The sequence below is a fragment of the Flavobacterium cheonanense genome (assembly GCF_039539185.1).
Taxonomy (GTDB): domain Bacteria; phylum Bacteroidota; class Bacteroidia; order Flavobacteriales; family Flavobacteriaceae; genus Flavobacterium; species Flavobacterium cheonanense.
Genome location: NZ_BAABCT010000009.1, coordinates 39,769 through 66,231, shown reverse-complemented (window position 1 = coordinate 66,231; position 26,463 = coordinate 39,769). Strand labels below are relative to the sequence as shown.

Below are 26,463 nucleotides of genomic sequence, written 5' to 3'. Positions count from 1 at the left end.
AAAGGTCTTTTTTTTATGGGATTGAAACATATTAATTGATAATAACTTTCTTAGTAACAGATTGATTTCCTGAAGTTAATTTTAGGAAATAAAATCCTTGAGGTAAATTTTCCATGGTGAAAGTATTGCTTTCAAATATTGGATTTTTCACTTCATTTATAATTTGTCCGTTAATATTTATAAGTTCGATAGTTTCAATTGAAACAGCACTTGTTATATTAATTTTTTGTTCGTTTGAAGGATTTGGGTAAACAGTTATGTTTGATAATAATTCAAATGAATCTCTTGAAAGCGCATCAACTGTTGCACATTGAGCACTCCAAATAGAACAAACATATGCTGGATTATCAATAAAAGGATTTCTGTTACCTTGATAATTATAGATGGCATTATTTTGAGCTATTTCTTTAGGAGAAACAGGATCTTGTTTATGCCATTTAATTAATAACAGAATAAAACTATCGCTAAAAACTTTATTTGTTGAACCATCAAACATATTTTTTGCTTGACAAGTACTTGCATTAGCAGCATTGTAGAAGTCATCCATGAAGTCTTCATAACGTGTAGCAAAATAGAAGTAAGCTCTTGCGATATCACCTTTGAATTCGTCAATTGGTTCAAACACAGTTCCTGAGTAGTTTGAAAAACCATTAATTAAATTGGTACCTCTTTTAGAACCATTAGTAGAAAGATAAGTTCCAGAAGCAACAACACCAAAAGGTAAGTTACCTCTATCGCCATTTACTTTTCCATCTGATGGAACTACGTGAAATGGGTCATTTTTCATTGGATCTACTTCAAAGTTGTCGAAGTAAGATTGTGGTACAAGGTGTTCTCTATTGTAGCAATCTCCTTCGTTAGTGTAGGAGCCACATTGTTGTGATGTATTAGTAAATTCATAAGAATCTACACCAGTTGGTTTTTCTGAATACATGTCCAAAAGACTTCCATTATTTTCATAGTAGTTATCTCTAAAAGCAGATTGCGTGTACAGACCCCAAATAGCAGGATAACCTTGATCAGCGTGACCTGTAGTGATTCTTGTTTTCAATTGCGTTTTAAGCGCGTAACCAGTTCCAGTTGCTGAATTGTAATATCCTGTTGGAATTTGTGCAAAAACGATTGCGTTTACAAATAATAGTAGGTAAAAGTATTTTTTCATTTTCAATTTATTGTTTTCTTTCTAATAATGCCATATAAAATCCGTCAAAACCTGATTGTGAGGCAAGTATCTTAGAATCTTTTACAAAGGTAAAGCTTTTTCCGATTTCAGTACTTAAGAATTTCTTAATTTGTTCTTGGTTTTCAGAAGGTAAAACGGAACAAGTTGCATAAACCAATTTTCCACCTGGCTTTACAATTTTAGAATAATTTTCTAAAACTTCGGCTTGTACTTTTCTGATGTTATCAATGAACTCAGGTTGTAATTTCCACTTAGCATCGGGGTTTCTTTTTAAAACTCCTAAACCACTACATGGTGCGTCAATAAGAACTCTATCAGCTTTTTCGTGAAGTTTTTTGATAACTTTTGTAGTATCAATAATTCTGTATTCTATGTTGAAAGCTCCGTTTCTTTTTGCTCTTAATTTTAATTGCTTTAATTTACTTTCGTACAAGTCCATTGCAATCAATTGTCCTTTGTTTTCCATTAAAGAAGCCATGTGCAACGTTTTTCCACCTGCGCCTGCACAAGTATCAACAACTCTCATGCCTGGTTGAACATCAAGAAAACGAGCTACTAATTGAGAAGAAGCATCTTGAACTTCAAACATTCCTTCTTTGAAAGCATCTGTTAGAAAAACATTAGCTCTTTCTGTAAGAACTAAAGCGTCTGGTTGATCTTTTAAGAATTCAGTTTCGATATTCAAATCCATCAAAAGTGCACGAAGTTTTTCTTTTGTAGTTTTTAGAGTATTTACTCTAAGAATAACTTTTGCTTGTTGGTTTTGAGCCGCTATTTCTTTAGTCCAAAGTTCTTCTCCAAGTTCTTGTACACCAATTTCATCCATCCAATCTGGAATAGATTCACGCATTTTTCGGATTTTTGATAATTCATCAAATTTTCCTTTTATTTTTCGTTCAGGAGTTCCTTCCAATTGTCTCCAATCTGGAATTGGGTAACCACGTAAAACAGCCCAAACTGCGAACATTCTCCACAAATCTTCACGATTGTAAGGTTCTTTAACATCAGCAATTTCAGAATATAATCTCTTCCAACGAACTACTTCGTAGATGGTTTCGGCAACAAATTTTCTGTCGGAGCTTCCCCAACGTTTGTCTTTTTTTAAAGAACGTGCTACAACTTTATCGGCATATTCACCTTCATTGAAAATGGCATTCAGTGCATCAATCGTTGTGTAAACTAAATTTCTATGTAATCTCATTATTTTTTAATCAGTCTGCAAAGGTATTGCTTTTTTATTGTTTGTCAATTTTATGGCTTTAAATTCTTGATTTTTTTCTACATTTGAAAAGAACAAATTAATTATAATTATGAAAAAGCATTACTATTGTTTTATTTTGTTACTTTTTATTAGTTCTTCACTTTTTGGTCAAGTATATCAAATAGGGCATACTACAATAACTTTTGTAGATGCTAGCAGAAATAATAGAAACATTCCAACGGAAATATATTATCCAGCAGATTCTAATGGCGATAATGTTGCAATGACTACTCAAAATACTTTGCAGTTTCCGAGTTTGGTTTTTGGACATGGTTTTGTAATGACCTGGGATGCGTATCAAAATTTTTGGTCTACACTTGTACCAAATGGTTATATAATGGCATTTCCTAAAACAGAAGGTTCGCTTTCACCATCGCATTTGGAATTTGCAAGAGATTTAGCATTTGTAGTCAATCAAATGAATTTACTTGGAAGTCAATCGACCTCTTTGTTTTTCAATAGAGTAAGTTCGTTTAATGCCGTTATGGGTCATAGTATGGGTGGAGGCGCTTCTTTTTTGGCGGTTCCATTAAATTCAAATATTAAAACTTTGGTGAATTTCGCGCCAGCCGAAACCAATCCATCTGCTATCGGTGCAGCAACTTCTGTTACTATTCCAACGCTTGTGTTTGCTGGAGCTAATGATTGTGTTACACCACCAAGTACCAATCAGTTACCTATGTACAATGCAGTAACTAGTTTGTGTAAAACCTATATTAGCATAACTGGAGGAAATCATTGTCAAATGGCTCAGAGTAATGCTTTTTGTAATTTTGGTGAAGCAACTTGTACTCCTAGCGCAACGATAACTCGTGCGGTTCAACATGCTAAAATATTTAGTTATCTATTACCTTGGTTAGATTACCAATTGAAAGGAAATTGTACTCAAGGTACTTTATTTGATACTCAAATTACATCAGATGCTAGTATAACCTATTTAAAAAATTGTATTCAATGTAGTCCCTTAGAACTTGATGAGAACTTTAAATTTGAAAGCAATGAAATCATTGTTTTTCCTAATCCTGCAAATGATTTTCTTGAGATTAAAGGATTTGAATTAAAGGAGTATGAAGTAAAGTTATTTGATGTAAATTCGAAAATAGTTTTTACTAGTAAGTTCACAGAAAAATTGAAAATAGATGTTTCTAAATTTTCATCAGGAGTTTACTATTATGAAATAAATGATTTTTCTAATAAAAAAGAAAAGGGCAAATTCATTAAAAAATAAATTTGCCCTCAGTTCTTATACGTTTAGTTTTCTCGACATTCAATTCTTCTCATTTCTATTTTTTCAGGAGCATGAAGCACTAATGGGAATTGTTCTACTTTTACAGAACTACTATCCAATCCGAAACCTTTTTCTTCAGATAAACTGAATTTTTTAAGGAAGAAATAAGCACTCATAACTGTATTTTCAAAGAAGGTTAAATCACTATCGTTAGATAAGAATTTTTCTGAAAGTACAAATTTGAAGTCACCAATAATATTGTTTTTATTCAATGATTCATAACGACTTGTGATGTCAACTTCACCACGTTGTACCATATCTTTTAATACTTGTTTGAACATCAAATTAATTTTCGTTGCTTCTCTAAAGCCAAGGTAAAAATCAATTCTGTAAATATCATCTTTTACAAGTTCAATTACTTTATATTCTTTTTTATAAGGTTCGCTTAAAATATTTACATGAACAAACCAATAAATATCAGCTCTTTTAGGTCTTTTTTGCAAGATAGAATACATTACTTTCTCTTCAATTTCATCACTTCTCATTGAGTTAGTCATGTAAACTAAATGGGTAGCATATTTAGGAATTGATAAGTCAACACTTAACTCAGCCAATACTTTTTTGTAAGTGTCGATTTTGACAATTTTGGTGTAGGTTTTACTAATTTGTTTTGCTAAATACCATGTTGACATTATTGAAATAAGGATTATAGCAATGATAAGCGTTACAAAACCACCATGCAAAAATTTAGTAACATTAGCATAAAGGAAAGAGAATTCAATTACTAAGTAAAGCGTAATTAATGGAACGATATAATACATTTTCACTCTTTTCATTATCAAATAAAAATTAAGCAAAATTGTAGTCATAATCATGGTTAGAACAATAGCTAAACCATAAGCATGTTCCATATTACTTGACTCTTTGAAGTATAATACAATTCCGATACAGCCAACTAATAGTAACCAGTTGATAGATGGAATATACAATTGTCCTTTTTCTTCTGTAGGATATTTGATTTTAGCTTTTGGCCAAAAGTTCAAACGCATGGCTTCATTTATTAATGTAAACGAACCACTAATTAAGGCTTGTGAAGCAATAACTGCAGCTAATGTTGCTATTACAACACCAATCGGTTGGAACCAAGTTTCCATAATTAAATAGAATGGATTCCCATTTTTTCCACCAAGTTCTTGCAATGTTTTTCCTTCGTGAGATATTAAATAAGCACCTTGACCAAAATAGTTTAAAAGCAACATTATTTTTACAAAAATCCAACTTACTCTAATATTTTTTCTTCCGCAATGCCCCATATCAGAGTATAATGCTTCAGCTCCTGTGGTACATAAAAATACTGCACCAAGAACGAAAAAACCTTCAGGATGAGCAGATAATAAATGATAAGCGTAGTAAGGGTTAATTGCTTTTAAAACCGAAAAATTTTGAACTACTTGAATACTTCCTAAAATTCCAAGCATGGTAAACCAAACTAACATCATTGGAGCAAAAAACTTTCCAACTAGTTTAGTTCCATATTGTTGGATGATAAATAAAATTATCAAAATTACAATTACGATTGGAATTGTATTTAACTCCGGTTTGAAGATTTTTAAACCTTCAACAGCAGAAGATACTGAGATTGGTGGCGTAATGATTCCATCTGCCAAAAGTGTACTTCCTCCAATGATAGCCGGAACGATTAACCACTTAATTTTAGTTTTTTTGACCAACGCAAAAAGTGCAAAAATTCCACCTTCACCATGATTATCAGCACTTAGTGTGATGATTACATATTTTAATGTTGTTTGTAATGTAAGTGTCCAAAAGATACAAGAAATTCCACCTAAAACTATGTCACTTGTGATGGCATACTGTCCTAGAATAGCTTTCATTACATAAAGAGGAGATGTTCCAATATCACCAAAAATAATTCCCAATGTTACTAATAAACCAGCAGTAGAAAGTTTGCTGTGAATATTTGAATGACCGTGTGAGCCCATAATTTATTTTAAATAAAAGATTGCAAAGTTACTCATTTTAATAAATGGTAATAAAAAAAGCACCGAATATTTTCGATGCTTTCTAGTTTATATTTAAATAAGTTATCTTCTTCCAGAATTTCCACCTCTTCCTCCAGAATCTCCACCTCTTGAAGAACTACCTGAGCTTCTTTCGTTTGAACCTGAACTTCTTGACGGTTCATAAGAATTACCTCTTGATGTTGATGCACTTCTTACTGGTTCGCTAGTGTTTCTAAGTCCACCATAGTTTGAGTTTTCTCTAACAGGAGCTGTAGTTCTAATAGTTTCAGAAGAGTTGTTTCTTACTGTATTATTGCTACTTCTCACACCACCATAGTTTGAATTTTCTCTCACAGGAGCAGTTCTAATAGTTTCAGAAGAATTGTTTCTTACTGTGTTGTCATTACTTCTAACACCACCTAAGTTTGAGTTTTCTCTTACAGGAGCGGTTCTAATAGTTTTAGAAGAGTTGTTTCTTACTGTATTATTACTATTTCTAACACCACCTAAGTTTGAATTTTCTCTAACAGGAGCTGTTCTAATAGTTTCTGAAGAATTGTTCCTTACAGTGTTGTTACTATTTCTCACACCACCAAGATTTGAATTGTCCCTTGTATTTCCATTATTTCTTGTGTTGTTGAAAGCAACATCTCTAGTAGTTCTAGTTCGGTCTAACTCATATCTATTTGTAAATCCAGAGTTTCTGTGGCTAAATGAACGATTTGGATATTGTCTTTCGTAAAAATTAGCTCTTCTTCCATAGTAATTGTTGTAAGCAACATGACATCTTCTATAATTTACATAATTGTAGTGGTGACTAAAGTTTATCCATAAACCAATGTTGTGACGGTATCTGAATATAGGATATGGATTCCAAAATGTGTAATAACTTGGATAATAACCCCAATACCAACTTGAACAATAAGGACGGTAATTAGATATCCAAAAGTGATTATATATTACTGGCACATGAACATAAACTGGCTCATAAATGTAATTACTTCCATACATGTAAACATCACCAACTACTTGAACTTGAACACGATTGTTAGTGTCTTTTTCAACTTCTACGGTACAAACATCTTGAAATTGATCACGACCTAAAACAGATTGTACTACAATTAAATGGGTTCTTCCTTCTACAGATTCAATTACACGCAAATAATCAACTTGATTGTCGTTATTTAAATCCAAATTAGAGATTTGTGTTTTGGGATCATTTAATCGATTCTCAAAATCTTCTAAATCTCTTGAATCTCCAAATATAGAAGCAATGGCTCTAAGGTCTAGATTATCACTGATTTCAGAACTTGTTGCGTTTACAGTAGTTCTGTCTTGAGCAAATGAAGTTGCAAAAAGCAAAGTCATTAATGACGAAAGTATTATTTTAGTCTTCATAATATAATGTATTAATGGTTCATAATAGTATTTGAATCCAATAATCCAATTTCTGTGCCAAGAATAATTATTCACAAATCATTAACACAAAATTAAGTTGTATTTTAGCACTGTAATAAAACTATAAATATGAATAGAATCGCAATTTTACTGCTAGTTCTGGTTTCTTTTATTTCCTGCAAACCAACTCAAGTTTCTGATGAAACATTTTTTAAAAGTGTGAAAATTGATACTATTTTGAAAGATAAAATCAGTATTCGACCTATCACAGTTTCTTCTAATAAAGTTTGGTATGCAGCCGACAAAAATAGAGTAGGATATGTTAGTTTGATAGACGCCAATAAAATGGAACGCAAAATCAATAAAGATTCGCTCAAGTTAGAATTTAGAAGTATTGCTCAAACTTCGGATGCTATTTTTGTTTTAAATGTTGGAAATCCAGCTTTGTTGTATAAATTTTCTAAAGATTTGAATAAGAAAACTTTAGTCTATGAAGAAAAACACGAAAAAGTATTTTATGATAGTATGCAGTTTTGGAACGAAAAAGAAGGAATTGCTATCGGTGATCCAATTGAAAATTGTTTTTGTGTAATTGTTACTCGTGACGGAGGAACTACTTGGAATAAAATTGCTTGTGAGAACTTACCTAAAATGGACGAAGGTGAAGCGGCTTTTGCAGCAAGCAATACCAATATCATTATAAAAGGAAACAATACTTGGTTGGTTTCTGGTGGAAAAAAGACAAGAGTTTTTTATTCTCCTAATAAAGGAATAACTTGGAAAGTCTATGAAACTCCAATAGTTCAAGGTGAAGCAATGACTGGAATATTCACTGCCGATTTCTACAACGACAAAATCGGATTTGTAGCAGGTGGAAACTATGAAAAACCTAATCAAAATTTTCAAAATAAAGCACTAACAACTGATGGTGGAAAAACATGGAAATTAGTCGGAGAGAACACCGGATTTGGTTATGCTTCATGTGTACAGTTTGTTCCTAATAGTAATGGTAAAGAATTGGTAGCTGTTGGTGCAAATGGTTTGTTTTATTCTCACGATAGTGGAAATTCTTGGACTCAATTTAGCAAAGATGCTACATTTTACACCATAAGATTCATAAATGAAACCACAGCAATCGCTGCTGGAAAAGATAAAATCGTCAAATTAGTATTCAGTACTAAGTAATCAGTTTGCAGCATAAAAAAAAGCGATTTTTACATAAAAATCGCCTTTTTAATTTCAATATTTTAATTTTGATCACCCAACACCCAACACCTAACACCCAACACCCAACACTATCTTCTAACTTTCTTATCACGATATTGTTGAAGTAATTTTTTGCTAAACTCTTCTTCTGCTTTTTTCAATTTTAAAATCTTTGTTGCAGGTAGTACACTTTTCAAATTAGTGATGAATTTCTTTTTTAATTGGTGCAATTCTTCTTCAGTGCTTTCCATTTGATTTAATAGAGTAGTAGCATCTTTTTCTGATAATTTATCAATGGAATTATCCGCTCTGTCCATGTAAACTTTTAGTTTTTGCTTTCTGATTTCGTGTTGTTTGTCCTCAAAAGCATTGTAAAGAGGCCAAAATTTAGCCGATTCCTCTGGAGTTAAATCCAGTTCATTAGTGATAAAAGCTACTTTTAAGGATTTTACTTGTTCCTTTTTCTCTTTTAGTCGACTACCAGGTTGAGCAAAAGTTGAAATAGAAAGTAGTAATAGTAGTAAAGTAATTAATTTATATTTTTTCATTTTAGTTTTGTTTTAGTTTGTAATGTAATCTTCAATTTGTGAATTGTTAAGAAGTACTTCCTCTAGGGCTTCATTTTCAATTTTATTCTCTATTTTAATGTTTTCTATATCTTCTGTATCCAATAAATTAACAATATCATCATCAGATATAGATGTATGTTGCGTTAAATAGTTTTCAATTTCATTAGAAGCCATTTCATCGCTATTATTTTGTAGTTGATTCGCTATTGGAATACTTAATGCCAAAACAATTATTGCTGCTGCAGCGTAAAATATTCTACTGTATTTTGCATAAAACGAAATTACTTTTGGTTCTTCAGAAGGTAACTGATGTAGCACTTTCTCTGAAAAAGTTTCAAAGTAATCCTCTGGAATCTTGAATCCGGAGGTTATTTTTTCGTTTGTATCTAATTTAAAATTATTCATATTTATAAGACAAGTATTGTTTAAAAAGGTTTAATTAGAGTTCATATATTCTTCAATTTTTTTCACGGCATGATGGTAAGAAGCTTTTAACGCTCCAACCGAAGTACCTAAAATTTCCGACATGTTTTCATATTTAATTTCTTCGAAGTACTTCATTTTGAAAACTAGTTGTTGTTTTTCGGGCAAGAGTAAAATGGCTTTCTGAAGTTTTATTTGAATATCGTTTCCATCAAAATACGAATCGGATTGCAAATTTTCTACAATTTTGGTTTGCATAGCTTCACTTGTAGTTCCGTTGCGTTTGGCTTTGTTATTAATAAAAGTTATGGCTTCATTAGTTGCAATTCTATACATCCAAGAAAAGAGTTTACTATCGCCTTTAAAGTTTTTAAGATGCTGAAATACTTTGACAAAGGTGTTTTGTAAAACATCATCGGTATCATCGTGATTGAGAACAATATTTCTGATATGATTATACAATGGTTTCTGATAATCGCGCAAGAGTTTTTGAAACGCGACATTTTGCGTTTTAGGATTTAACAATTCTTGTATGAAATCTTTTTCTTCTTGCAATTCAGAAAATTTATCTTTTGTTCTGCTAATATACCAATTAGAATAAAGATAATTGAAAAGGTTTAATCAGAAACTTTTAAAATCTTTTTTAAGAATTTATGGAGTAGTAGTTTCGGTAGGTGCAACAACTGGAGCAACAACAGTTGAATCGGCAGGTTTTCTATAAACAGGTCGAGGTGCAGCTTTTGGATATACTGGAACATAAACCTCTGTTACCCATTTGGAAGGGCTTTTAATATCATCCATGTTTTTAGAATAAACCTCAATAATTTGTTGCGATGTATTTCTAACTAAGTTGTTTTTAGCGATATGTTGATAAGCTTTGTTCCAAGTTTGCTGTGTATGAGAATAATCTCCAGTCAAAGTGGTTTTCAATGCTGTGTAAGGTTTAAGTTCACCAGATTCCATGTCACTTCCTTCAGAAATATGAATAGAATCTTTTATGGGCATACAAACAGAAAAGCCAACTAAATCATTTGTTCTATCATATTTGTGATAAATAATGAACGGTTTGCCATTCATTACTAAACTATTTTTTTCAAAGAAACGTCTCATTCTTGGTAACATAATTTTTATGTTACGAGTTACGTCTTTTTCTTTACAAACTTTAAACTGTTTTAAGTAAAAGCCTCCTTGTCGATTGACAATTCCGTTAACTTTTATATTAAAGGTATTGATTTCGTAATCAAGAGTCTTGTTTAAATTTTCTAAACTTTTTTCGTTAGTATCTCCAACAACACTATTAATTCCACCTTGAAAAAAGGCCAATACTTTTGATTTAAAATCTAAGGTACCTTTAGTTCTCCAAGTTACTTTTGTTCCACCAATCGTATCTTTAAATTTCCAAAAAATTTCTGAATTTTCTCCATTGGAAACCATTTTTTGATAAATACTTTCATTGTCTTTTACAAAAAAAGTTTTCAAGTTTCCATTACCATTATCTCCTGTCCAAGAGCACGAAGCTCCTTTTCCAGAAGTAAGTTCAGGGTAAGTAAATTTTATGGATTCATCTTCTAGAATCCAAGAACCAAAAGTTTCCCAATTTCTATAATCGTTGATGTAATTAAAAACAGTTGCTTTGGGATTCTTGATTACCTTACTTCTAGTTACATCATAATTTGCTCGCTGAGTTGAAACAAAAACAGTTAGTCCTACGAGTATTAGGAATAATAATAAAAAGATGTATTTAAGTATTCTCATTAGAGGTTAAGAATTCGCGACGTAAATGTAAGAAATTAATTTTATTATTAAACTATTCTAAATGTAGAAGTTATTTTACAATTGAATTCGTAATTAATATTTCTTTTAGACGCTAATTTTTAATGCTTTAAGAAAATTTTGATTAAAAAAAGAAGCAAGATAAATCCAAAGAAACCCAATAGTATTTTGTAATTTCCTTTATAAAATTTGTTGTGTAATGCTTTATCTTTTCCGTAAGCGTATATCATGGCAATTACAAAAGCCACAACAAAAAAACCTGCAAATACCCATTGACCAGTTGTAAACATATTCTCTAATTTTTCAACAAATTTAGGCAATTGAAATCATAATTTGTATTTTGGCTTCATAAATTAATTACAAATAAAATGCAAGACAAACTTAATGCAGTAAAAGAGTTTCACACTGCTTTCAAAATAGGATATAGTGAAAATATGAAAGCTAGTTTGGGTGAAAGTAAAAACCTACTTCGCTTTAATTTAATGAAAGAAGAAAATGAAGAGTACCTAGAAGCAGCTCAAAATGATGATATTGTAGAAATTGCTGATGCTCTAGGTGATATGCTTTATATTTTGTGTGGAACAATCATAGAACACGGATTACAACACAAAATAGAAGAAGTATTTGAAGAAATCCAAAGAAGTAATATGAGTAAACTAGGTGAGGACGGAAAGCCAATTTACAGAGAAGACGGAAAAGTAATGAAAGGACCGAATTATTTCAAACCGAATTTTGAGGAGATTTTAAAATAGTCTCAGTTTTCAGTCTTAGTTTTCAGTTTCATTTTCTGTTTTTCATCTTGTTTATCCATACAGTTTGTCATTCCGTAGGAATCTCATTAGAATGTAAAGAAAGTCTCAGTTTTCAGTCTCAGTTTTCAGTTTACAAACTGCGACTGAAAACTGCGACTGAAAACTACTAAAGCATCTTCTGAACAAAAACACTATGCAACCAGCGGTCAAATTTGAATCCAGAATCTTTTATGGTACCAGCAATTTCAAATCCAAATTTCTTATGAAAATCAATGCTGCTTTGGTTTTCTGAATCAATTACGCCAATCATTGTATGGAGTTTTTGAGCTTTCGCTAAATCAATTAAGTTTTCTAAAATCAATTTACCAATGCCCTTTCCAATATGATTGGGATGCGCATAAACCGAATGTTCTACTGTAAATTTATAAGCTTCACGAAATCGGAATTCGCTGTAATATCCAAATCCAACTACAATATCATTTTCGGTAGCCACAATAATTGGAAACCCTTTTTTTAGTTTGTCATCAAAAATCGCAATCTGATTTTCTAAAGTTCTTGGCTCGTAATCATACAATGCTGTAGAATTTAGAATATTATAATTTACAATTTCTAAAATAGCTTGCGTATCTTCAATTTGGTAAGGTCTGATTTTGATTTCCATGATTCAAAAATAGTATTTTTATGTTATTTGAAAAATTATATGGTCGCTATTATTAACTTAATTTTCTTAATGGTTTAATTTAAACTCAAAAAATAACTTTGTACTTTTGTACGAATCAATTTAAAGTACAGGCAAAGCAATGCTTTGTCTCTAGCCAATATAAAATGACGTACCCAAAAATACCTTTAGCACAATCCATCATCGAAATACTTCGTGCCAAAGGAATCACAACCATAATAATTTCTCCAGGTTCAAGAAACGCTCCATTAACCATCGGATTTGCTAGTCATCCAGATTTTACTTGTTATAGCATTGCAGACGAACGTTCGGCAGCTTTTTTTGCTGTTGGAATGGCACAACAACTCAAGAAACCAGTGGCTGTGGTTTGTACTTCTGGTTCGGCTTTATTAAATTATTATCCAGCTTTTGCAGAAGCATTTTACAGTCAAATACCATTTGTTGTAATTTCTGCTGACAGACCACAAAGCAAAATTGATATTGGTGACGGACAAACTATTCGTCAAGAAAACGTGTTTGACAATCATTCGTTATTTAATGCTAATCTTACAGAAAATGCCTCTGATGAAAATGATTTTTTAATCAATGAAGCCATCAATACGGCTTTCGCCAAAAAAGGTCCAGTGCATATCAACGCACCATTTGAAGAACCTTTATACGAAACGGTTTCTGAATTGACAGTGGAACCTAAAGTGATTTCGGCAACTACAAAAGAATTTATTTACGACGAACCCATTTCAGAATATGCTAACATTTGGAACACTTCCAAAAAGAAATTAGTTCTTGTTGGAGTAAACGAACCCAATGCAGTTGAACAAAAGTTTCTAGATAAATTAGCCAACGATCCTTCGGTTGTGGTTATGATTGAAACTACTTCCAATTTGCATCATCCAAAGTTTATTAATACCATTGATTCGATAATTACGCCATTCACACATGAAGATTTTCTAGATTTTCAACCCGAAATTTTAGTGACTTTTGGCGGAATGATTGTTTCCAAACGCATCAAAGCTTTTCTAAGAAAATACAAACCAAATCACCATTGGCATATTGACGATTTAAGAGCTTACGATACTTTTGATTGTTTGACCAAACATTTTGAAGTGCAACCCAATTTGTTTTTTCAATCCTTCTTTATGTTGACAGAAACTGTTGAAAGCAATTACAATCAATATGCTCAAAATATCAAAGCATTGCGTCAAAAACGTAGTTTAGAATATTTAGCCAAAATCCCATTTACCGATTTTAAAGTATTTGAAAAATTGATTCCGGCTTTGCCTAAGAATTCGCAGTTGCAAATTAGTAACAGTTCGCCAATTCGTTATGCTCAATTATTTGATATTGAAATAAGTATTGAAGTTTTCAGCAATAGAGGAACAAGCGGCATCGACGGAAGCACCTCAACCGCAATTGGAGCGGCTGTTGCAAGTAAAAAGCCAAACGTTTTCATTGCAGGCGATATCGGATTTTTATACGACAGCAACGCACTTTGGAACAATTACATTCCGAAAAATTTCAAAATTATTTTGATTAATAATGGAGGTGGAGGTATTTTCAGAATTCTTCCAGGTCACGATGAAACGTCAGTTTTCAATACATTTTTCGAAACTTCTCATTGCTTAACAGCGGAACATTTATGCAAAATGTACGGATTAAACTATCTTACAGCCAGTACCGAAACCACTTTGGAAGAAAGTTTAATAGCAATGTTTTCAAATGATGAAAAACCAACTTTGTTAGAAGTTTTTACACCAACTTTGGAAAACGATAAGGTTTTGTTGCAATATTTTAAAGAGTTGGTTTAGGAATGTTTCTTCCAATATCGTTTCCCATAATCACAGAAAATTTCTTCGCCAGATTTTATTTTTCTAATTGCAATCAGACATACATTATTATTTTCGTCTAAAGTAATTTTGGCATTATTTTTAAAATTGTCCCGAAACTTAGGGATTGAAAAACCACTAGCATCATTGGCGTATTTTGCAAAACAATCGGTGTTTCTACAATCTAAAATACTTCCGTTGTGTAGATTCATAAAGTATTGATTGGTGTTATTTTTTGCTCGCAATTCAGCTTCAATATCAGATAAGATTTCGCCTTTAAAAATCGAAATAACTTCGTCTATATAAATGTCAATAGCAGTAAACAAACCATTGCCAGAATCCGGAAGTTGTGAAGTTTGGATATACAAATAATCCGATTCTTCGGCTTGAATTTTATTTGGGTCGTTTTTTGACATTTTGAATATATAGTACTCAAATATAATCAATTTCACTACAAACCATCAATTCCTAATTTATAATTCATAATTCATAATTGCTATTTTGTACCTTTGCGCAAATTATACGCATATTATGAAATCGCCATTAACAACAAGTTGCGCAAGCAAACACCAATAAATAAAAAAGCGATTCCATATATGACCGCTAAAAAATTATATTTTACATATATGAAAATTGGACAGTTCAATACACTAAAAATAGATAGAGATACTCAAGTAGGTTTATTTCTTACCAATGGAAAAGAGGATGTTTTATTACCTAATAAATACGTTCCAAAAGTATTTGAGATTGGCGAAGAAATGACAGTTTTCGTTTATCTTGACCATGAAGAACGTCCAGTGGCGACTACTTTAGTACCTTATATTTTCTTAAACGAATTCGCACTTTTACGAGTAAATTACATCAATCAAATTGGTGCTTTTATGGATTGGGGAATGGAGAAAGACATTCTAGTTCCGTTTAAAGAGCAAGCACGTCCTATGGAAAAAGGAAAACGCTATTTAGTGTATCTTTACATGGACGAAAAAACCAATAGGTTAGTGGCTTCTAGCAAAACCAACCAGTTTTTGGATAACGAAAATATTACGGTAGAAAAAGGAGAAGAAGTAGATTTAATCATTTCTCACATTACCGAAATCGGAATCAACGTTATCATCAACCAAAAGCACAAAGGTTTGGTGTATAAAGATGAAGTTTATGACGATGCCATTCGTACAGGTGACAAAATGAAAGGCTATATAAAATTGGTTCGTCCTGACGGAAAAATTGATGTTTCGTTACACAAACAAGGTTCTGAAAACATAGAACCCAATTCAGAAATTATCATGAACGAATTAAGAGCCAGCCGAGGTTTCCTAAGATTGAATGACAATTCTAATCCAGAAGATATTAAGACGGTTTTGAAAATGAGTAAGAAAACCTTCAAGAAAGCAATCGGACTTTTGTATAAAGAAAAGTTGATTGAAATTAAAGAGGATGGGATTTACCTAATATAATAAAAAAAAGCACTGAATTCAGTGCTTTTTTTGTGACTTCATTTTGATTCGAACCAACTGATGATAATATACTTAAATTCTAGCAACCTCATTACAAATGGCTTTTGTTCTTAATGACCATTTTGTCTTAACATATTTATAATTTGTATCCATTGGAGAGAACATTTTACAATTATTTTTAATTTTTATTGATTATTAATTTCTTAGATTAATAAAAAGTAGCCATCACTAACTTTGATAAATTACACTACCTACACATTAAAAATTCTCTCTCTATTTAGTTTAGCCACAATAAAAACTAACAAAAATGAAAATAAAATATAACAACAAACCAATATGCCTCCGTTTTTATCCTCTTTAAAGTCTTGATTTAGAAAAGCTTTTTTTTGTATTATTAAATAATAATTTAACACCCATAGAATAACCATTGAAGAAGCAATAATAATTGGATTTACTATTTGAACTAATCCTAAATAATTGAGTGTTAGAAATACTGCAATTAGATTAAGCGAAATAAGAAGAGTTGATAGAAATGAAGTTGAGAGAATATTATTGTGCTTTTCACGTATAGCGTAGAACATATAAATTCGAAATAATAAGTAATAATAAATTTTCATAATTAATTTTGAATAGGTTTATCGTATAATGTTTTTCCAGTTAAAGTCTGGTCTCTCGTAACATGTACTTCTTTCAAATATTTATGTTTTATCAAAAATAAGAAAAATTGCGCAATGTCAGGAGACGTTACCGCAGCTTTTTATTGGACAATTTTTTAAATTAGAACTCTTTGCTCGGCTCGGCTGGGGATTTATTTAGTTGGTTAATAACGTTTCATTCAAAATCCATTTTTTAACTAGTTTTTCATTTTGGGTAATAGCAACGATGTAGTATTTTTTACTTACAAAAGCTTTCGATTCTGTGATAGATTCTTTTTTTACGCCTTCATGATTGATGTAATTAGAATGAATGAAAAATACTTCGTTGTTTTCTTTCAGTAAATACCCAACGTGAAAATCTAAACCCACAAAGTACAGTCCGTCTTTTTTAGTAGCGATAAAATGTTTTTTAAGTTCACTCGGACTTTTTTCTAAAACTTCAATTGCTCCTTTTATTTGAAGTAGTTCAGCTTCTTTTTTTGGCTCTTTTTGAGCTAATTTATAGCGGTTTAATTTAAATCCAGCGTGACTTAAAGTTGTTGAAACAAAATAACCACAAGCAATTTCACCTTGCTTTGGAATTGCGGTGTAACCATCAAAAGACCATTTTGTTCCGTACCAAAACGGAATTATTGTGGAAGTTAAATTTTTAGTTATTAATTGTTTAGTAGATTGTATTACTGCTTTCTTTTCTTGTGCAGAAGCCTTCAAATAGTTAGCTTTTATTGCTTTTCGTTGTGTTTCAATTTTGTTTTTAGCTATTGAATAATCACTTTTTGCCTTTTGATTTATAGTAGAGAATATAAAAAACGTAAGTAGTATTAGTATCTTAATTTTCATGAGTTTTATTTAAGATTTAAAACGTTGTTAATTATTATTTAGTATAAGAAATAATTTAATATATTTGTATATACAAATGTTAGTATCTTGGAAAGAAAAACATTCATAAAAACACTAATAGGAGGAGCGGCTATGGCATCATTAAAACCATTTTATAATTGGACTAAAGACTTAGCAGAACAAGAAGAAAAACTTCCAGCATTGTTTATTGGTCACGGTTCACCAATGAACGGAATTGAAGACAACGAGTTTTCAAGAACTTGGGCAAAATTCGGAAAAGAAATTCCGAAACCTAAAGCTGTTTTAGTTATTTCAGCGCACTGGTTAACAAATGGAACGCACATCACCGCTATGGAAAATCCTAAAACGATTCATGATTTTGGTGGTTTTCCTAAAGCGTTGTTTGATGTTGAATATCCTGCAAAAGGAAGTCCAGAATTAGCAAAAGCAACGTCCGAATTAATTACCTCAACCAATGTTGGTTTAGACCACGATTGGGGTTTAGACCACGGAACTTGGACAGTGGTGCGACACATGTATCCCAATGCAGATATTCCTGTATTGCAATTGAGTATTGATTATAATAAACCTCCTCAATACCATTATGATTTGGCTAAACAATTGGCTTCTTTAAGAAAAAAAGGAGTTCTGATTATAGGAAGCGGAAATATGGTGCATAACCTTCGAATGGTGGCTTGGGACAAACTGCAAGAACCTGAATATGGTTTTGATTGGGCAATAGAAATGAATACCATATTCAAAGAAAAAATAGGAAATAATGATTTCAAATCTTTAATAGAATACGAGAAACTTAATGCAGCAGCTAAACTTGCTATTCCAACACCAGATCATTATTATCCGTTGTTGTACAGCATCGCTTTGCAAGACAGTAAAGACGAGGTAAGTTTCTTTAATGATAAGCCGGTTGGAGGCTCGTTAACAATGACTTCTGTGAAAATAGGATAAATAAAGAAGGTAAGCATTACGCTTACCTTTTGTGTATTAAATCACTTCAATTTTCGGATTTATTTTCTTAATTTCTTCAATGAAAATATCACTCATTTTAGGTGAAATAAACAAATCATCAAACTGATTGTAAGTCACAATAAAACCTTTGGTGTCTAAAGCTGGTTTCAACATTACTGGAACATTCAATCCTGAAAAACGCTTTATAGATTTGATTTTGGTGATATCAACTCTACCACGAATTGGTCCCGAACGATATAAAAGAAAGTTGTTTTTAATAACATATCTCGTATCCAACAAAACCCAAAGAATAAAAGCAGTTACCAAGGATATAATGATAATGGGAGCAACAGGAATATTTCCTTTGGTTAAGTTTAAAACTAACATAGTAATTAAAAATAATACCAAACCCCATAGGATAGCAATGGTAAAAGTGTTTTTTGTGGATAGAAATCGTTTTTTCATTATTATTTTTCAATTAATTTAAATGATTTTACAAATTGTGTAGCGGCTTCAGCTTTAGTATTTCCCATTATAATCAGAATAAAGAAATGATTTTCTTTTACAATACAAAGGGCTTCCATGTCAACTTCACCAGCTGTTCCACCAAATTTTGTTGCTTTATATTTACCATCATACAAGAAAGTTTCATCCATTGTTGAGGTGTATTTTCCTTCCATTTGGGTTTCAAAATTTTTAATAGCACCATTTTTTGCGCCATCCAAAATTCCTTGTACACCAACATCTCCAAGTTTTTTTATCAATTCAGCAGGGTATATATTTTCTGAAAGTGTAATAACAAAGTCTTCACCTTCACAAGTGTAAGCGGTACTTTCTATTTTTCCGGCTTTAGTATCCACTTGATTTTTCTCTACTTCAGGTTTTGTTGGAAAGGCAGCCATAAATCCTGCATCAGGAAAAGCTGTTGCTTTTACTTGTGATGTAGCTGTTAATGAAGTTATTAATACAAATAAAGCAACAAATAAATTTTTCATAAAGAACTTTCTTTTTAAATAAGTTATAAAAATAGTATTTTTACGCTTAAAAAAAAGAATATGTCAGAAATTAATTGGGTAATCGCTAAAGAATTTGAAGATATAACCTATAAAAAATGCAATGGAGTAGCGAGAATTGCATTCAATCGTCCAGATGTGCGCAATGCATTTCGTCCAAAAACTACAGCAGAGTTGCTACAAGCCTTTCACGATGCACAGGAAGATACTTCTATTGGAGTGGTGTTGCTTTCTGCAGAAGGTCCAAGTTCTAAAGACGGAATCTGGTCATTTTGTAGTGGTGGTGACCAAAAAGCAAGAGGACATCAAGGATACGTTGGAGATGATGGATATCACAGATTAAATATTTTAGACGTGCAACGCTTAATTCGCTTTATGCCTAAAGCTGTAATTTGCGTTGTTCCTGGCTGGGCAGTTGGTGGCGGACACAGTCTTCATGTAGTTTGCGATTTGACTCTTGCAAGTAAAGAACACGCTATTTTCAAACAAACCGATGCCGATGTAACTAGTTTTGATGGTGGATATGGTTCGGCTTACTTAGCTAAAATGGTCGGACAAAAGAAAGCTAGAGAAATCTTTTTCTTAGGAAGAAACTATTCCGCACAAGAAGCTTTTGAAATGGGAATGGTTAATGCCGTAATTCCTCATGATGAATTAGAAGCTACTGCCTACGAATGGGCACAAGAAATATTAGCCAAATCACCAACGTCTATTAAAATGCTAAAATTCGCCATGAATTTAACCGATGATGGAATGGTAGGACAACAAGTTTTTGCAGGAGAAGCAACAAGATTAGCCTACATGACCGACGAAGCCAAAGAAGGAAGAGACGCTTTTCTAGAAAAACGCAAACCTAACTTCGATAAAAAATGGCTGCCTTAATTTAGTTGTCAGTGTTTAGTGTTCAGTGCTCAGTTATCAGTCAACACACACAGTTTGTCATTCCGTAGGAATCAATAATTTTACCATGAAAAACATAATAATTTTAAGTTTACTATTGTTATTATCTATTAAATCTAACTCTCAAGAGAAGGTAAAGCAGAATGATAATAAGTTTTTGATTTCATTACATTACACAGGAAATATCAGAAATGACAATTTTGTTAGTGATAACTTTAATGGAATTCTTGGTTTGAACGCTCATTATGTTTTGTTCAATAACGAATTAATTAGTGTTCAAGGTGGATTGGGATTAGATTATTTTCAAGGTCGAGTTATTGATAATCAAGTTGATTTAAAAAACAGAATAATGGTCAATCCAAATTTTGGAGTAGAGTTTAATGCTAGTAAAACATTCAAACCTTTTTTTAACTTGGGCTACTCATTTTTTACATCTAAAATTGTTATTGAAACTTATACTCCTAGTCTTTTTGACCCAATGGATCCTGCTTTTCAAGCTAGAAGTTTTGAAATCACAGAAACTTATAATAGTCTTTCAATCAATCCTGGATTTAGACTTTATTTTAATGATAAAGTTTACTTTCAAACAGATTATAAATACTTACCAATAGAATCTAATATTAATGCACATATCCTAGCTTTGGGAATAGGTCTAAAATTTTAATTTATGGAAGAATTTACTAACGAAGTTATAGATACCAAGCAACTTCCTCGATATGAAGAAGTACAATTGACACCTTTGCATCCAAAGTATTGGAAAGTTACACTTATAAATTTTTCTATCGTATTTGTTATTATTGGTATTGCTTTGACATTGCTTTGGTTCAATAAAGAAGAATTTTCAGATATTGGATTGTATTTTGCAATTACTTATTTCGTTGTGCTTTTATTTTCTTTATTAATTAATCGAATTGCTTTCAAGAAAAAAGCCTATGCTTTCAGAAATCACGATGTAATTTACAGAAGTGGTATTATTTCAACCAATACTATGGTAATTCCTTATAATAGAGTACAACACGTTGCATTACATGAAGGTTTTGTTTCTAGAATTTTTGGTTTAGCCAAAGTAGAAATCTTCACAGCTGGAGGAAGCTCAAGCGATTTAGAAATTCCTGGTATTGAAAAGAAAGAAGCCGAAAACATCAAGCAGTTATTGATGGGTAAAATTCAAAAGCAACTGTAATGGAAACCAATTTCAATCAGCCACAAAGACAATCTTCCATTGGAGTTTTGATCATGTTTGTTGATTCTTTGCAGAAATTTGCAAGGGCTTTTTGGCCTATTATTCTAGTTTCTCTTTTTAAAGTAGATAATCTTAGCAAATTGTATGTGTTTATAGCAATCATTGGTGTAATAGTAGTTGTTGGTGTCATTGCTTATTTAAGATATTTAAATTTCACATTCTATATCGACGATGTTAACGACGAGTTTATTGTTAACGATGGTGTAATCAACAAAACTAAAACTACCATTCAACTCAATAAAATTCAACAAGTAAATATTCATCAAAATCTTGTGCAACGCCTTATTGGTGTTTATGCTTTAAGTGTAGATACTGCAGGTAGTGATAAAAAAGAAGGCAACATTAAAGCTATTTCGCATCCATTAGCATTGGCATTGAAATCAAAATTATTAGACAATGAAAATTTAAAATCAGTTGTTTCCGATGAAAATACTACTGAGGTTCAAGAGGCAATTCCGACATCAGAAACACATCCTTTTCTAAAAATCAATCTTGCAAGTTTATTTAAGATTGGAATTACTTCTAATTATGTAAAAAGCATTGGTTTGATTCTAACGTTCTTCTTTACCATTATAGAAAACCTACATCAAATAGGAAAAGAAGATGTAATTGACGAAGATAAAATCGAAACAGCAATAAGCAATTATCCAGTTATCTATGCCATTCTTGTATTTGTTATAGTGATGTTTACTATTATATTTCTAATTAATATTGTTAGAACAATAGTCAAGTATTTCAATTTTTCTATCGCTAAGCAAAAAGGTTCTTTATTACTTTCTTACGGATTAATCAACACAGAAAGTACTATTCTAAAACCTGAGAAAGTGCAAATCGTTAACATTTCAAGAAATTTCTTTCAGAAAAAACTTGATGTACTCGAAATCAAAATCAAGCAAGCCACAAGCGATGAACAGAAACAGAAAAAGAATTTAATAGAAATTCCGGGTTGTAATTCGCAAGAGCGCGATGAAATTCTAAAACTGCTTTTCAATCAATTGCCAGAAAGAGGAGTGATGATGCGACCTAATTTTCGTAAATTAGTTTTCTCTATTTTTCTAACAATTATCTTACCTTTAACAGGATTTTTTATCTTTGGTACTAAAGTAGATGCAATAGTATTTCAATACAGCCATTTTACTGTTTTTTATACAGTATTTTTGTTATTAATTCACGTATTCGGATTCAGAAATTACCGTTTATTTGTAAGTGATAATCATATCATCAAACAAAGTGGCGCTTGGGATGTAGACAATGAAATAATCGAAATTAAAAAAATACAAGCCATTACAACCTCGCAATTGTTCTGGCACAAAAATCTAAATATAGGTTCGTTAACTTTGCACACAGCAGGAGGAAACCTATCGTTTTATTTAGGTGAATACAATACAATAAAAGAATACGTAAACCTTTGGCTGTACGAAATAGAAACATCAGACAGCAACTGGATGTAATTTTAGTAAAAAGTAATTAGTAAAAAGTAATTAGTTGACAGTAAGTTTACAAAGACTGCGGTAAAATAAAATTAAAATGTATAATTGTCAAGGTTGGATTGTTTTGAGAATAAGCCCAAATAGCATAAAAGATATTGAAATATGTTCTCAAGAATATGATGACTTAGAAGATGAATTTATTCGGAAGTTTATCGAAAAAGTGCTAAAGGAACTAAAAAGAATAAGCAGCGAAAATCATTTTATAAAATATGAATTAATTAGTTTTAATAATATGTCTGATTTTCTAACAATTCAGTATTCTAGAAACCATAGGTCAGATGTACTTATAAAATTCTTTGAATTTGTTGCAAATTTAGGAAATGGTTCGCATGGATTACTATACGAAACGAATGATGAAGATATAGATTTTCAGAATGAAAAACCTTATAAATTATACAGATTATTAGGAAATAAATTTGAAGAAATTGAAGAGAAAATATTTAATGGTAATTTAAATGGTTTAGAATATTTATAAATACCTACCGCTAACCGCCATGAATAGTGATTAGTAAATAGTAATTAAAGTAAACGTGAATACTATTTTCTTCTAAACTTTTAAACCCTTAAACTAAAAGATTAAACTTTTAAACATTTTAAAAAATGAAACACTGGATTGAAGCCGCACGAGTAAGAACCTTACCACTTTCTGTATCCGGAATATTGGTAGGTAGTTTCTACGCTATGTCTCAAGGAATTTTCAATTGGAAAATTGTGATTTTAGCACTTTCTACTACCTTAGGATTGCAAATTCTATCCAACTTTGCCAACGATTATGGCGACGGAGTAAAAGGAACAGACAACGAAGATAGAATAGGACCAAAGCGAGCCATTCAAAGCGGATTAATCACGCCAGGCGCAATGCGTTATGCCATATTCATTACAGCATTTTTGACCTTAGTTTCAGCAATGTTATTGATTTATGTATCGTTCAAAGGAAAGTATTTTCTTTACTCTATTATTTTCTTTGTTTTAGGAATTCTAGCTATTGCTTCAGCTATTCGTTATACCGTAGGTAAAAATCCTTATGGCTACAGAGGTTTAGGCGATGTTTTTGTATTTACCTTCTTCGGATTGGTAAGTACTTTTGGAGTATACTTCATGTTTGCCAAACAAATCGATTGGTTGTTATTTCTTCCAGCAACAGCAATCGGATTGTTGAGTGTAGGGGTTTTAAACCTAAACAACATGCGTGACGAAGAATCCGATAGAAAGTCGGGTAAAAATACTATTGTTGTTAAAAATGGTGGAGCTTGGGCTAAAAAGTATCATTATTTCTTAATCATTACAGCAATGGTGCTTATGCTAGCTTTTGCATTAATTTTCGATTTCAGCTATAGAGATCCAAACCCAGGACGATTCAATTTCGATTTGTATTTCTTCTTAATTGCTTATTTTCCGATAATCGCACATCTTAAAAGAGTAGCCAAAAATAAAGAACACAAATTGTTAGATCCTGAATTAAAGAAATTAGCACTTAGCACTTTTCTGTTATCGGTGTTATTGTCGTTATCACTTATTTATTTACTTTCTGACTTTTTAATTTTTTATACTAATTAAAATTTAATTGAAATGAAAATCACATTCTACGGACACGCTTGCATCGGAATTGAAGTAAGCGGAAAAAATATCTTGGTCGATCCATTCATTACTGCCAATCCAAAAGCAAGTCACATTGATATAAATTCGCTCAAAGCAGATTATATTTTACTTACTCATGCACATCAAGACCACATTCTCGATGCAGAGGCTATTGCAAAGCGCACAGACGCAACTATTGTCTCTAACTATGAAGTAGCAGTGCATTACGGAAATAAAGGTCTAAAATACCATCCTATGAATCATGGTGGAAGTTGGCAGTTTGATTTTGGTAAAGTAAAATTAGTCAATGCCATCCACTCAAGCTCTTTTCCAGACGGAAGCTATGGCGGAAATCCATGCGGATTCGTAATCGAAGGCGAACACAAAAACATTTATATCTCTGGAGATACAGCGCTAACTATGGATATGAAACTTATTCCAATGCGCACTAAACTTGATTTGGCAATTTTGTCCATCGGAAACAACTTCACTATGGATGTTGAAGACGCCATTCTTGCTGCCGATTTTGTAGATTGCGATAAAGTACTCGGAGTACACTTCGACACCTTCGGATATATCGAAATCAACCACGACGAAGCCAAAAAGAAATTCTTCGATGCAGGCAAAGACCTAATGTTATTAGAAATTGGTCAAAGTATTAAGCTTTAAATTCAGGAGCGAATGGTATGGTAATTGTTATCAACCCTATTCCTGCTGTACGCACTACATGGTAGATGCTTCCATCAGGGCTAATTAGTAATTGTATTGAATCAAATTAAAATGTTAAAGAAATTATATCTTATCCTACTAATACTTACAGTGGCAATAGCTTCTGCACAATCTAAAGATGGTTATTGGGACAATGTTCGAACCACAAACGAAACTATTATTCTTAAAGCCGGAGAGAAAAAAGTAATCAAAACAGCCGATTTTCCCGAAGGAACAACAGAGATAGTTTACCGAATAACACTTTTAGACGATAATCAAAAACTGTCTTCTAGTTTGGTTTCAGTTCTTAAAGCCATTCCCGATCCAACAGGAATCAGTCAAGGAACTGCTGGAGTTATATTTTTAGCTTCTTCTATTTCTGGTGACGACAAAACTAAATACGCTATCTTCTCGCAATCCAAAGAGGCAGAGGAGTTTCTAACGGCTGAAAAACCCAACAAAGCTTGTTTGTATCAAGAAACACCTGTCAACAAAGAAGCGCGTTTGCTTAAAGCTAAAAATTCTGATTGTTTTACTGCTAAAACTCAAAATCTTTACTTCGTTTTCGAAAGCGATAATTGGGTGATGAAAGAAAAAGTAATCTTAGAAGTAGTGCCTTGGATTGACAACAAAGCCAGTCGCGGTTGGAATAACGATACTAAAAAAGAATTACTCAAAGTAGCTCAAAATCTAGAGTTAGCTAAATCATTAAACAAGAAAGAAGAATTCTACGCTTTGTTTCTAGAAAACATTTCCAAGAAATACAAAGCAAGTGAATACAACCAATTGCTTGCTGTTGAAAAAAATAGAGCTACAGAGTTAGCTATCGAGGAAAGCTTGCGTCAAACTGGCGAAATCAATAAATATTACGGAGCAATAAGAAATAAATCGGTTGCCTTATTCAATAAAGGAAAGATTCAAGAAGCTATTGAAGTTATTAATATAGACATCATCAATAAAAACAAAGCCACAAGTGCTGATTATGCCTTGTTAGGAGGTTATTATTTGGTAACCAAACAATTTGCCAAAGCAGAACAAGCTTACAATACAGGTTTAAAACTTAATCCATCCGATATTATTTTTCAACTCAAATTGGCTCATGTGTATATGTTTACCAATAGATTGTCAATGGCCAAAGCCCTTCATAAATCATTTTCCAATCAAAACATAGAAAGCAACAAAACTTGGAAAGAACAAGTAAATGATGATTTTAAAGAGTTCCAAAAATTTGGCCTACCATCAGAAAACTTCAAAAAGATTTTAAGAGTTCTAGAGTAATTCGCAAGTCTATTTTCTATT

At 31.9% G+C, this 26,463-nt stretch carries 28 protein-coding genes; 14 read left to right on the top strand and 14 right to left on the bottom strand.

Going from position 1 to position 26,463, the window contains the following annotated elements; all coding sequences use genetic code 11:
- Positions 1-31: 31 nt before the first annotated feature.
- The gene (locus ABD766_RS13615) at positions 32-1,162 is read right to left on the bottom strand and encodes an endonuclease (RefSeq protein ID WP_344817192.1); all 1,131 of its coding nucleotides are present in this window, start codon (positions 1,160-1,162) and stop codon (positions 32-34) included.
- A gap of 7 nt (positions 1,163-1,169) precedes the next feature.
- A complete protein-coding gene (locus ABD766_RS13610) occupies positions 1,170-2,384 on the bottom strand; it encodes an RsmB/NOP family class I SAM-dependent RNA methyltransferase (protein ID WP_344817191.1) in 1,215 nt (404 codons plus the stop codon).
- A gap of 109 nt (positions 2,385-2,493) precedes the next feature.
- On the opposite strand from ABD766_RS13610, the gene ABD766_RS13605 reads away from it, so the two are divergent.
- Complete coding sequence (locus tag ABD766_RS13605; protein WP_344817189.1) at positions 2,494-3,672, top strand: poly(ethylene terephthalate) hydrolase family protein; 1,179 nt, start codon at positions 2,494-2,496, stop codon at positions 3,670-3,672.
- Positions 3,673-3,695: 23 nt separating this feature from the next.
- Here the strand turns inward: ABD766_RS13605 and ABD766_RS13600 are convergent, their stop codons facing one another.
- Complete coding sequence (locus tag ABD766_RS13600) at positions 3,696-5,672, bottom strand: KUP/HAK/KT family potassium transporter (protein ID WP_344817188.1); 1,977 nt, start codon at positions 5,670-5,672, stop codon at positions 3,696-3,698.
- A 102-nt stretch (positions 5,673-5,774) separates the two neighbouring features.
- Positions 5,775-7,091 carry a hypothetical protein gene (locus ABD766_RS13595; protein ID WP_344817187.1) on the bottom strand — a complete coding sequence of 439 codons (1,317 nt, stop codon included), beginning with the start codon at positions 7,089-7,091 and terminating at the stop codon, positions 5,775-5,777.
- A 129-nt stretch (positions 7,092-7,220) separates the two neighbouring features.
- Between ABD766_RS13595 and ABD766_RS13590 the strand changes: the two genes are divergently transcribed.
- Entirely contained in the window at positions 7,221-8,276 is a 1,056-nt protein-coding gene (locus ABD766_RS13590) for a sialidase family protein (RefSeq protein WP_344817186.1), read from the top strand.
- 110 nt (positions 8,277-8,386) lie between these two features.
- On the opposite strand, the gene ABD766_RS13585 is transcribed toward ABD766_RS13590, so the two are convergent.
- The 5 genes from ABD766_RS13585 to ABD766_RS13565 all read right to left on the bottom strand — a co-directional run bounded on the left by ABD766_RS13585 (position 8,387) and on the right by ABD766_RS13565 (position 11,382).
- Complete coding sequence (locus ABD766_RS13585; RefSeq protein ID WP_344817185.1) at positions 8,387-8,845, bottom strand: sensor of ECF-type sigma factor; 459 nt, start codon at positions 8,843-8,845, stop codon at positions 8,387-8,389.
- 12 nt (positions 8,846-8,857) lie between these two features.
- Complete coding sequence (locus ABD766_RS13580) at positions 8,858-9,271, bottom strand: hypothetical protein (RefSeq protein WP_344817184.1); 414 nt, start codon at positions 9,269-9,271, stop codon at positions 8,858-8,860.
- A gap of 30 nt (positions 9,272-9,301) precedes the next feature.
- Positions 9,302-9,844 carry an RNA polymerase sigma factor gene (locus ABD766_RS13575; RefSeq protein WP_298308502.1) on the bottom strand — a complete coding sequence of 181 codons (543 nt, stop codon included), beginning with the start codon at positions 9,842-9,844 and terminating at the stop codon, positions 9,302-9,304.
- 96 nt (positions 9,845-9,940) lie between these two features.
- Positions 9,941-11,044: an SRPBCC family protein gene (locus tag ABD766_RS13570; RefSeq protein WP_344817183.1), complete on the bottom strand. Its 1,104-nt coding sequence runs from the start codon at positions 11,042-11,044 to the stop codon at positions 9,941-9,943.
- Positions 11,045-11,163: 119 nt separating this feature from the next.
- On the bottom strand, positions 11,164-11,382 hold the full coding sequence (locus ABD766_RS13565) for a hypothetical protein (protein WP_425556445.1): 219 nt from the start codon (positions 11,380-11,382) through the stop codon (positions 11,164-11,166).
- A 48-nt stretch (positions 11,383-11,430) separates the two neighbouring features.
- Here ABD766_RS13565 and ABD766_RS13560 point away from each other — a divergent pair, with 48 nt between their 5' ends.
- Positions 11,431-11,814 (top strand): pyrophosphohydrolase domain-containing protein, encoded by a 384-nt coding sequence (locus ABD766_RS13560; RefSeq protein WP_344817182.1) that lies wholly within the window; start codon positions 11,431-11,433, stop codon positions 11,812-11,814.
- Positions 11,815-11,980: 166 nt separating this feature from the next.
- Here ABD766_RS13560 and ABD766_RS13555 read toward each other — a convergent pair whose 3' ends face one another.
- Positions 11,981-12,475 (bottom strand): GNAT family N-acetyltransferase, encoded by a 495-nt coding sequence (locus ABD766_RS13555; protein ID WP_344817181.1) that lies wholly within the window; start codon positions 12,473-12,475, stop codon positions 11,981-11,983.
- A 164-nt stretch (positions 12,476-12,639) separates the two neighbouring features.
- Here ABD766_RS13555 and menD point away from each other — a divergent pair, with 164 nt between their 5' ends.
- Entirely contained in the window at positions 12,640-14,298 is a 1,659-nt protein-coding gene (menD, locus tag ABD766_RS13550) for a 2-succinyl-5-enolpyruvyl-6-hydroxy-3-cyclohexene-1-carboxylic-acid synthase (RefSeq protein ID WP_344817180.1), read from the top strand.
- On the opposite strand, the gene ABD766_RS13545 is transcribed toward menD, so the two are convergent.
- Entirely contained in the window at positions 14,295-14,732 is a 438-nt protein-coding gene (locus tag ABD766_RS13545) for an SET domain-containing protein-lysine N-methyltransferase (RefSeq protein WP_344817179.1), read from the bottom strand. The genes menD and ABD766_RS13545 overlap by 4 nt on opposite strands.
- A gap of 210 nt (positions 14,733-14,942) precedes the next feature.
- On the opposite strand from ABD766_RS13545, the gene ABD766_RS13540 reads away from it, so the two are divergent.
- Positions 14,943-15,770 carry a CvfB family protein gene (locus tag ABD766_RS13540; protein WP_344817178.1) on the top strand — a complete coding sequence of 276 codons (828 nt, stop codon included), beginning with the start codon at positions 14,943-14,945 and terminating at the stop codon, positions 15,768-15,770.
- A gap of 812 nt (positions 15,771-16,582) precedes the next feature.
- Here the strand turns inward: ABD766_RS13540 and ABD766_RS13535 are convergent.
- On the bottom strand, positions 16,583-17,266 hold the full coding sequence (locus tag ABD766_RS13535; RefSeq protein WP_344817177.1) for a hypothetical protein: 684 nt from the start codon (positions 17,264-17,266) through the stop codon (positions 16,583-16,585).
- 132 nt (positions 17,267-17,398) lie between these two features.
- Here ABD766_RS13535 and ygiD point away from each other — a divergent pair, with 132 nt between their 5' ends.
- Positions 17,399-18,232, top strand: coding sequence for a 4,5-DOPA-extradiol-dioxygenase (gene ygiD, locus ABD766_RS13530; RefSeq protein WP_344817218.1), 834 nt, complete (start codon positions 17,399-17,401; stop codon positions 18,230-18,232).
- Positions 18,233-18,268: 36 nt separating this feature from the next.
- Here the strand turns inward: ygiD and ABD766_RS13525 are convergent, their stop codons facing one another.
- Positions 18,269-18,697, bottom strand: coding sequence for a PH domain-containing protein (locus ABD766_RS13525; RefSeq protein ID WP_344817176.1), 429 nt, complete (start codon positions 18,695-18,697; stop codon positions 18,269-18,271).
- A gap of 2 nt (positions 18,698-18,699) precedes the next feature.
- Positions 18,700-19,227: a hypothetical protein gene (locus ABD766_RS13520; RefSeq protein ID WP_344817175.1), complete on the bottom strand. Its 528-nt coding sequence runs from the start codon at positions 19,225-19,227 to the stop codon at positions 18,700-18,702.
- Between the two features lie 60 nt (positions 19,228-19,287).
- Between ABD766_RS13520 and ABD766_RS13515 the strand changes: the two genes are divergently transcribed.
- The 8 genes from ABD766_RS13515 (at position 19,288) to ABD766_RS13480 (ending at position 26,442) form a co-directional block, all read left to right on the top strand.
- The gene (locus ABD766_RS13515) at positions 19,288-20,127 is read left to right on the top strand and encodes a 1,4-dihydroxy-2-naphthoyl-CoA synthase (protein ID WP_298392284.1); all 840 of its coding nucleotides are present in this window, start codon (positions 19,288-19,290) and stop codon (positions 20,125-20,127) included.
- An 85-nt stretch (positions 20,128-20,212) separates the two neighbouring features.
- Complete coding sequence (locus ABD766_RS13510; RefSeq protein ID WP_344817174.1) at positions 20,213-20,809, top strand: outer membrane beta-barrel protein; 597 nt, start codon at positions 20,213-20,215, stop codon at positions 20,807-20,809.
- Positions 20,810-20,812: 3 nt separating this feature from the next.
- Positions 20,813-21,328 carry a PH domain-containing protein gene (locus ABD766_RS13505; RefSeq protein ID WP_344817173.1) on the top strand — a complete coding sequence of 172 codons (516 nt, stop codon included), beginning with the start codon at positions 20,813-20,815 and terminating at the stop codon, positions 21,326-21,328.
- Positions 21,328-22,839, top strand: coding sequence for a PH domain-containing protein (locus tag ABD766_RS13500; protein WP_344817172.1), 1,512 nt, complete (start codon positions 21,328-21,330; stop codon positions 22,837-22,839). The genes ABD766_RS13505 and ABD766_RS13500 overlap by 1 nt, the downstream gene beginning before the upstream one ends.
- A gap of 76 nt (positions 22,840-22,915) precedes the next feature.
- Positions 22,916-23,353: an Imm7 family immunity protein gene (locus ABD766_RS13495; RefSeq protein WP_344817171.1), complete on the top strand. Its 438-nt coding sequence runs from the start codon at positions 22,916-22,918 to the stop codon at positions 23,351-23,353.
- A gap of 125 nt (positions 23,354-23,478) precedes the next feature.
- On the top strand, positions 23,479-24,435 hold the full coding sequence (gene menA, locus ABD766_RS13490) for a 1,4-dihydroxy-2-naphthoate octaprenyltransferase (RefSeq protein WP_344817170.1): 957 nt from the start codon (positions 23,479-23,481) through the stop codon (positions 24,433-24,435).
- Positions 24,436-24,447: 12 nt separating this feature from the next.
- On the top strand, positions 24,448-25,125 hold the full coding sequence (locus ABD766_RS13485) for a metal-dependent hydrolase (protein ID WP_298308556.1): 678 nt from the start codon (positions 24,448-24,450) through the stop codon (positions 25,123-25,125).
- Between the two features lie 111 nt (positions 25,126-25,236).
- Positions 25,237-26,442 carry a tetratricopeptide repeat protein gene (locus tag ABD766_RS13480; RefSeq protein WP_344817169.1) on the top strand — a complete coding sequence of 402 codons (1,206 nt, stop codon included), beginning with the start codon at positions 25,237-25,239 and terminating at the stop codon, positions 26,440-26,442.
- Positions 26,443-26,463: the final 21 nt, after the last annotated feature.

Coding starts and splice junctions, on each gene's coding strand:
- ABD766_RS13615 (WP_344817192.1), bottom strand. CDS start 1,162: ATGAAAAAATACTTTTACCTACTATTATTTGTAAACGCAATCGTTTTT.
- ABD766_RS13610 (WP_344817191.1), bottom strand. CDS start 2,384: ATGAGATTACATAGAAATTTAGTTTACACAACGATTGATGCACTGAAT.
- ABD766_RS13605 (WP_344817189.1), top strand. CDS start 2,494: ATGAAAAAGCATTACTATTGTTTTATTTTGTTACTTTTTATTAGTTCT.
- ABD766_RS13600 (WP_344817188.1), bottom strand. CDS start 5,672: ATGGGCTCACACGGTCATTCAAATATTCACAGCAAACTTTCTACTGCT.
- ABD766_RS13595 (WP_344817187.1), bottom strand. CDS start 7,091: ATGAAGACTAAAATAATACTTTCGTCATTAATGACTTTGCTTTTTGCA.
- ABD766_RS13590 (WP_344817186.1), top strand. CDS start 7,221: ATGAATAGAATCGCAATTTTACTGCTAGTTCTGGTTTCTTTTATTTCC.
- ABD766_RS13585 (WP_344817185.1), bottom strand. CDS start 8,845: ATGAAAAAATATAAATTAATTACTTTACTACTATTACTACTTTCTATT.
- ABD766_RS13580 (WP_344817184.1), bottom strand. CDS start 9,271: ATGAATAATTTTAAATTAGATACAAACGAAAAAATAACCTCCGGATTC.
- ABD766_RS13570 (WP_344817183.1), bottom strand. CDS start 11,044: ATGAGAATACTTAAATACATCTTTTTATTATTATTCCTAATACTCGTA.
- ABD766_RS13560 (WP_344817182.1), top strand. CDS start 11,431: ATGCAAGACAAACTTAATGCAGTAAAAGAGTTTCACACTGCTTTCAAA.
- ABD766_RS13555 (WP_344817181.1), bottom strand. CDS start 12,475: ATGGAAATCAAAATCAGACCTTACCAAATTGAAGATACGCAAGCTATT.
- menD (WP_344817180.1), top strand. CDS start 12,640: ATGACGTACCCAAAAATACCTTTAGCACAATCCATCATCGAAATACTT.
- ABD766_RS13545 (WP_344817179.1), bottom strand. CDS start 14,732: ATGTCAAAAAACGACCCAAATAAAATTCAAGCCGAAGAATCGGATTAT.
- ABD766_RS13540 (WP_344817178.1), top strand. CDS start 14,943: ATGAAAATTGGACAGTTCAATACACTAAAAATAGATAGAGATACTCAA.
- ABD766_RS13535 (WP_344817177.1), bottom strand. CDS start 17,266: ATGAAAATTAAGATACTAATACTACTTACGTTTTTTATATTCTCTACT.
- ygiD (WP_344817218.1), top strand. CDS start 17,399: ATGGCATCATTAAAACCATTTTATAATTGGACTAAAGACTTAGCAGAA.
- ABD766_RS13525 (WP_344817176.1), bottom strand. CDS start 18,697: ATGAAAAAACGATTTCTATCCACAAAAAACACTTTTACCATTGCTATC.
- ABD766_RS13520 (WP_344817175.1), bottom strand. CDS start 19,227: ATGAAAAATTTATTTGTTGCTTTATTTGTATTAATAACTTCATTAACA.
- ABD766_RS13515 (WP_298392284.1), top strand. CDS start 19,288: ATGTCAGAAATTAATTGGGTAATCGCTAAAGAATTTGAAGATATAACC.
- ABD766_RS13510 (WP_344817174.1), top strand. CDS start 20,213: ATGAAAAACATAATAATTTTAAGTTTACTATTGTTATTATCTATTAAA.
- ABD766_RS13505 (WP_344817173.1), top strand. CDS start 20,813: ATGGAAGAATTTACTAACGAAGTTATAGATACCAAGCAACTTCCTCGA.
- ABD766_RS13500 (WP_344817172.1), top strand. CDS start 21,328: ATGGAAACCAATTTCAATCAGCCACAAAGACAATCTTCCATTGGAGTT.
- ABD766_RS13495 (WP_344817171.1), top strand. CDS start 22,916: ATGTATAATTGTCAAGGTTGGATTGTTTTGAGAATAAGCCCAAATAGC.
- menA (WP_344817170.1), top strand. CDS start 23,479: ATGAAACACTGGATTGAAGCCGCACGAGTAAGAACCTTACCACTTTCT.
- ABD766_RS13485 (WP_298308556.1), top strand. CDS start 24,448: ATGAAAATCACATTCTACGGACACGCTTGCATCGGAATTGAAGTAAGC.
- ABD766_RS13480 (WP_344817169.1), top strand. CDS start 25,237: ATGTTAAAGAAATTATATCTTATCCTACTAATACTTACAGTGGCAATA.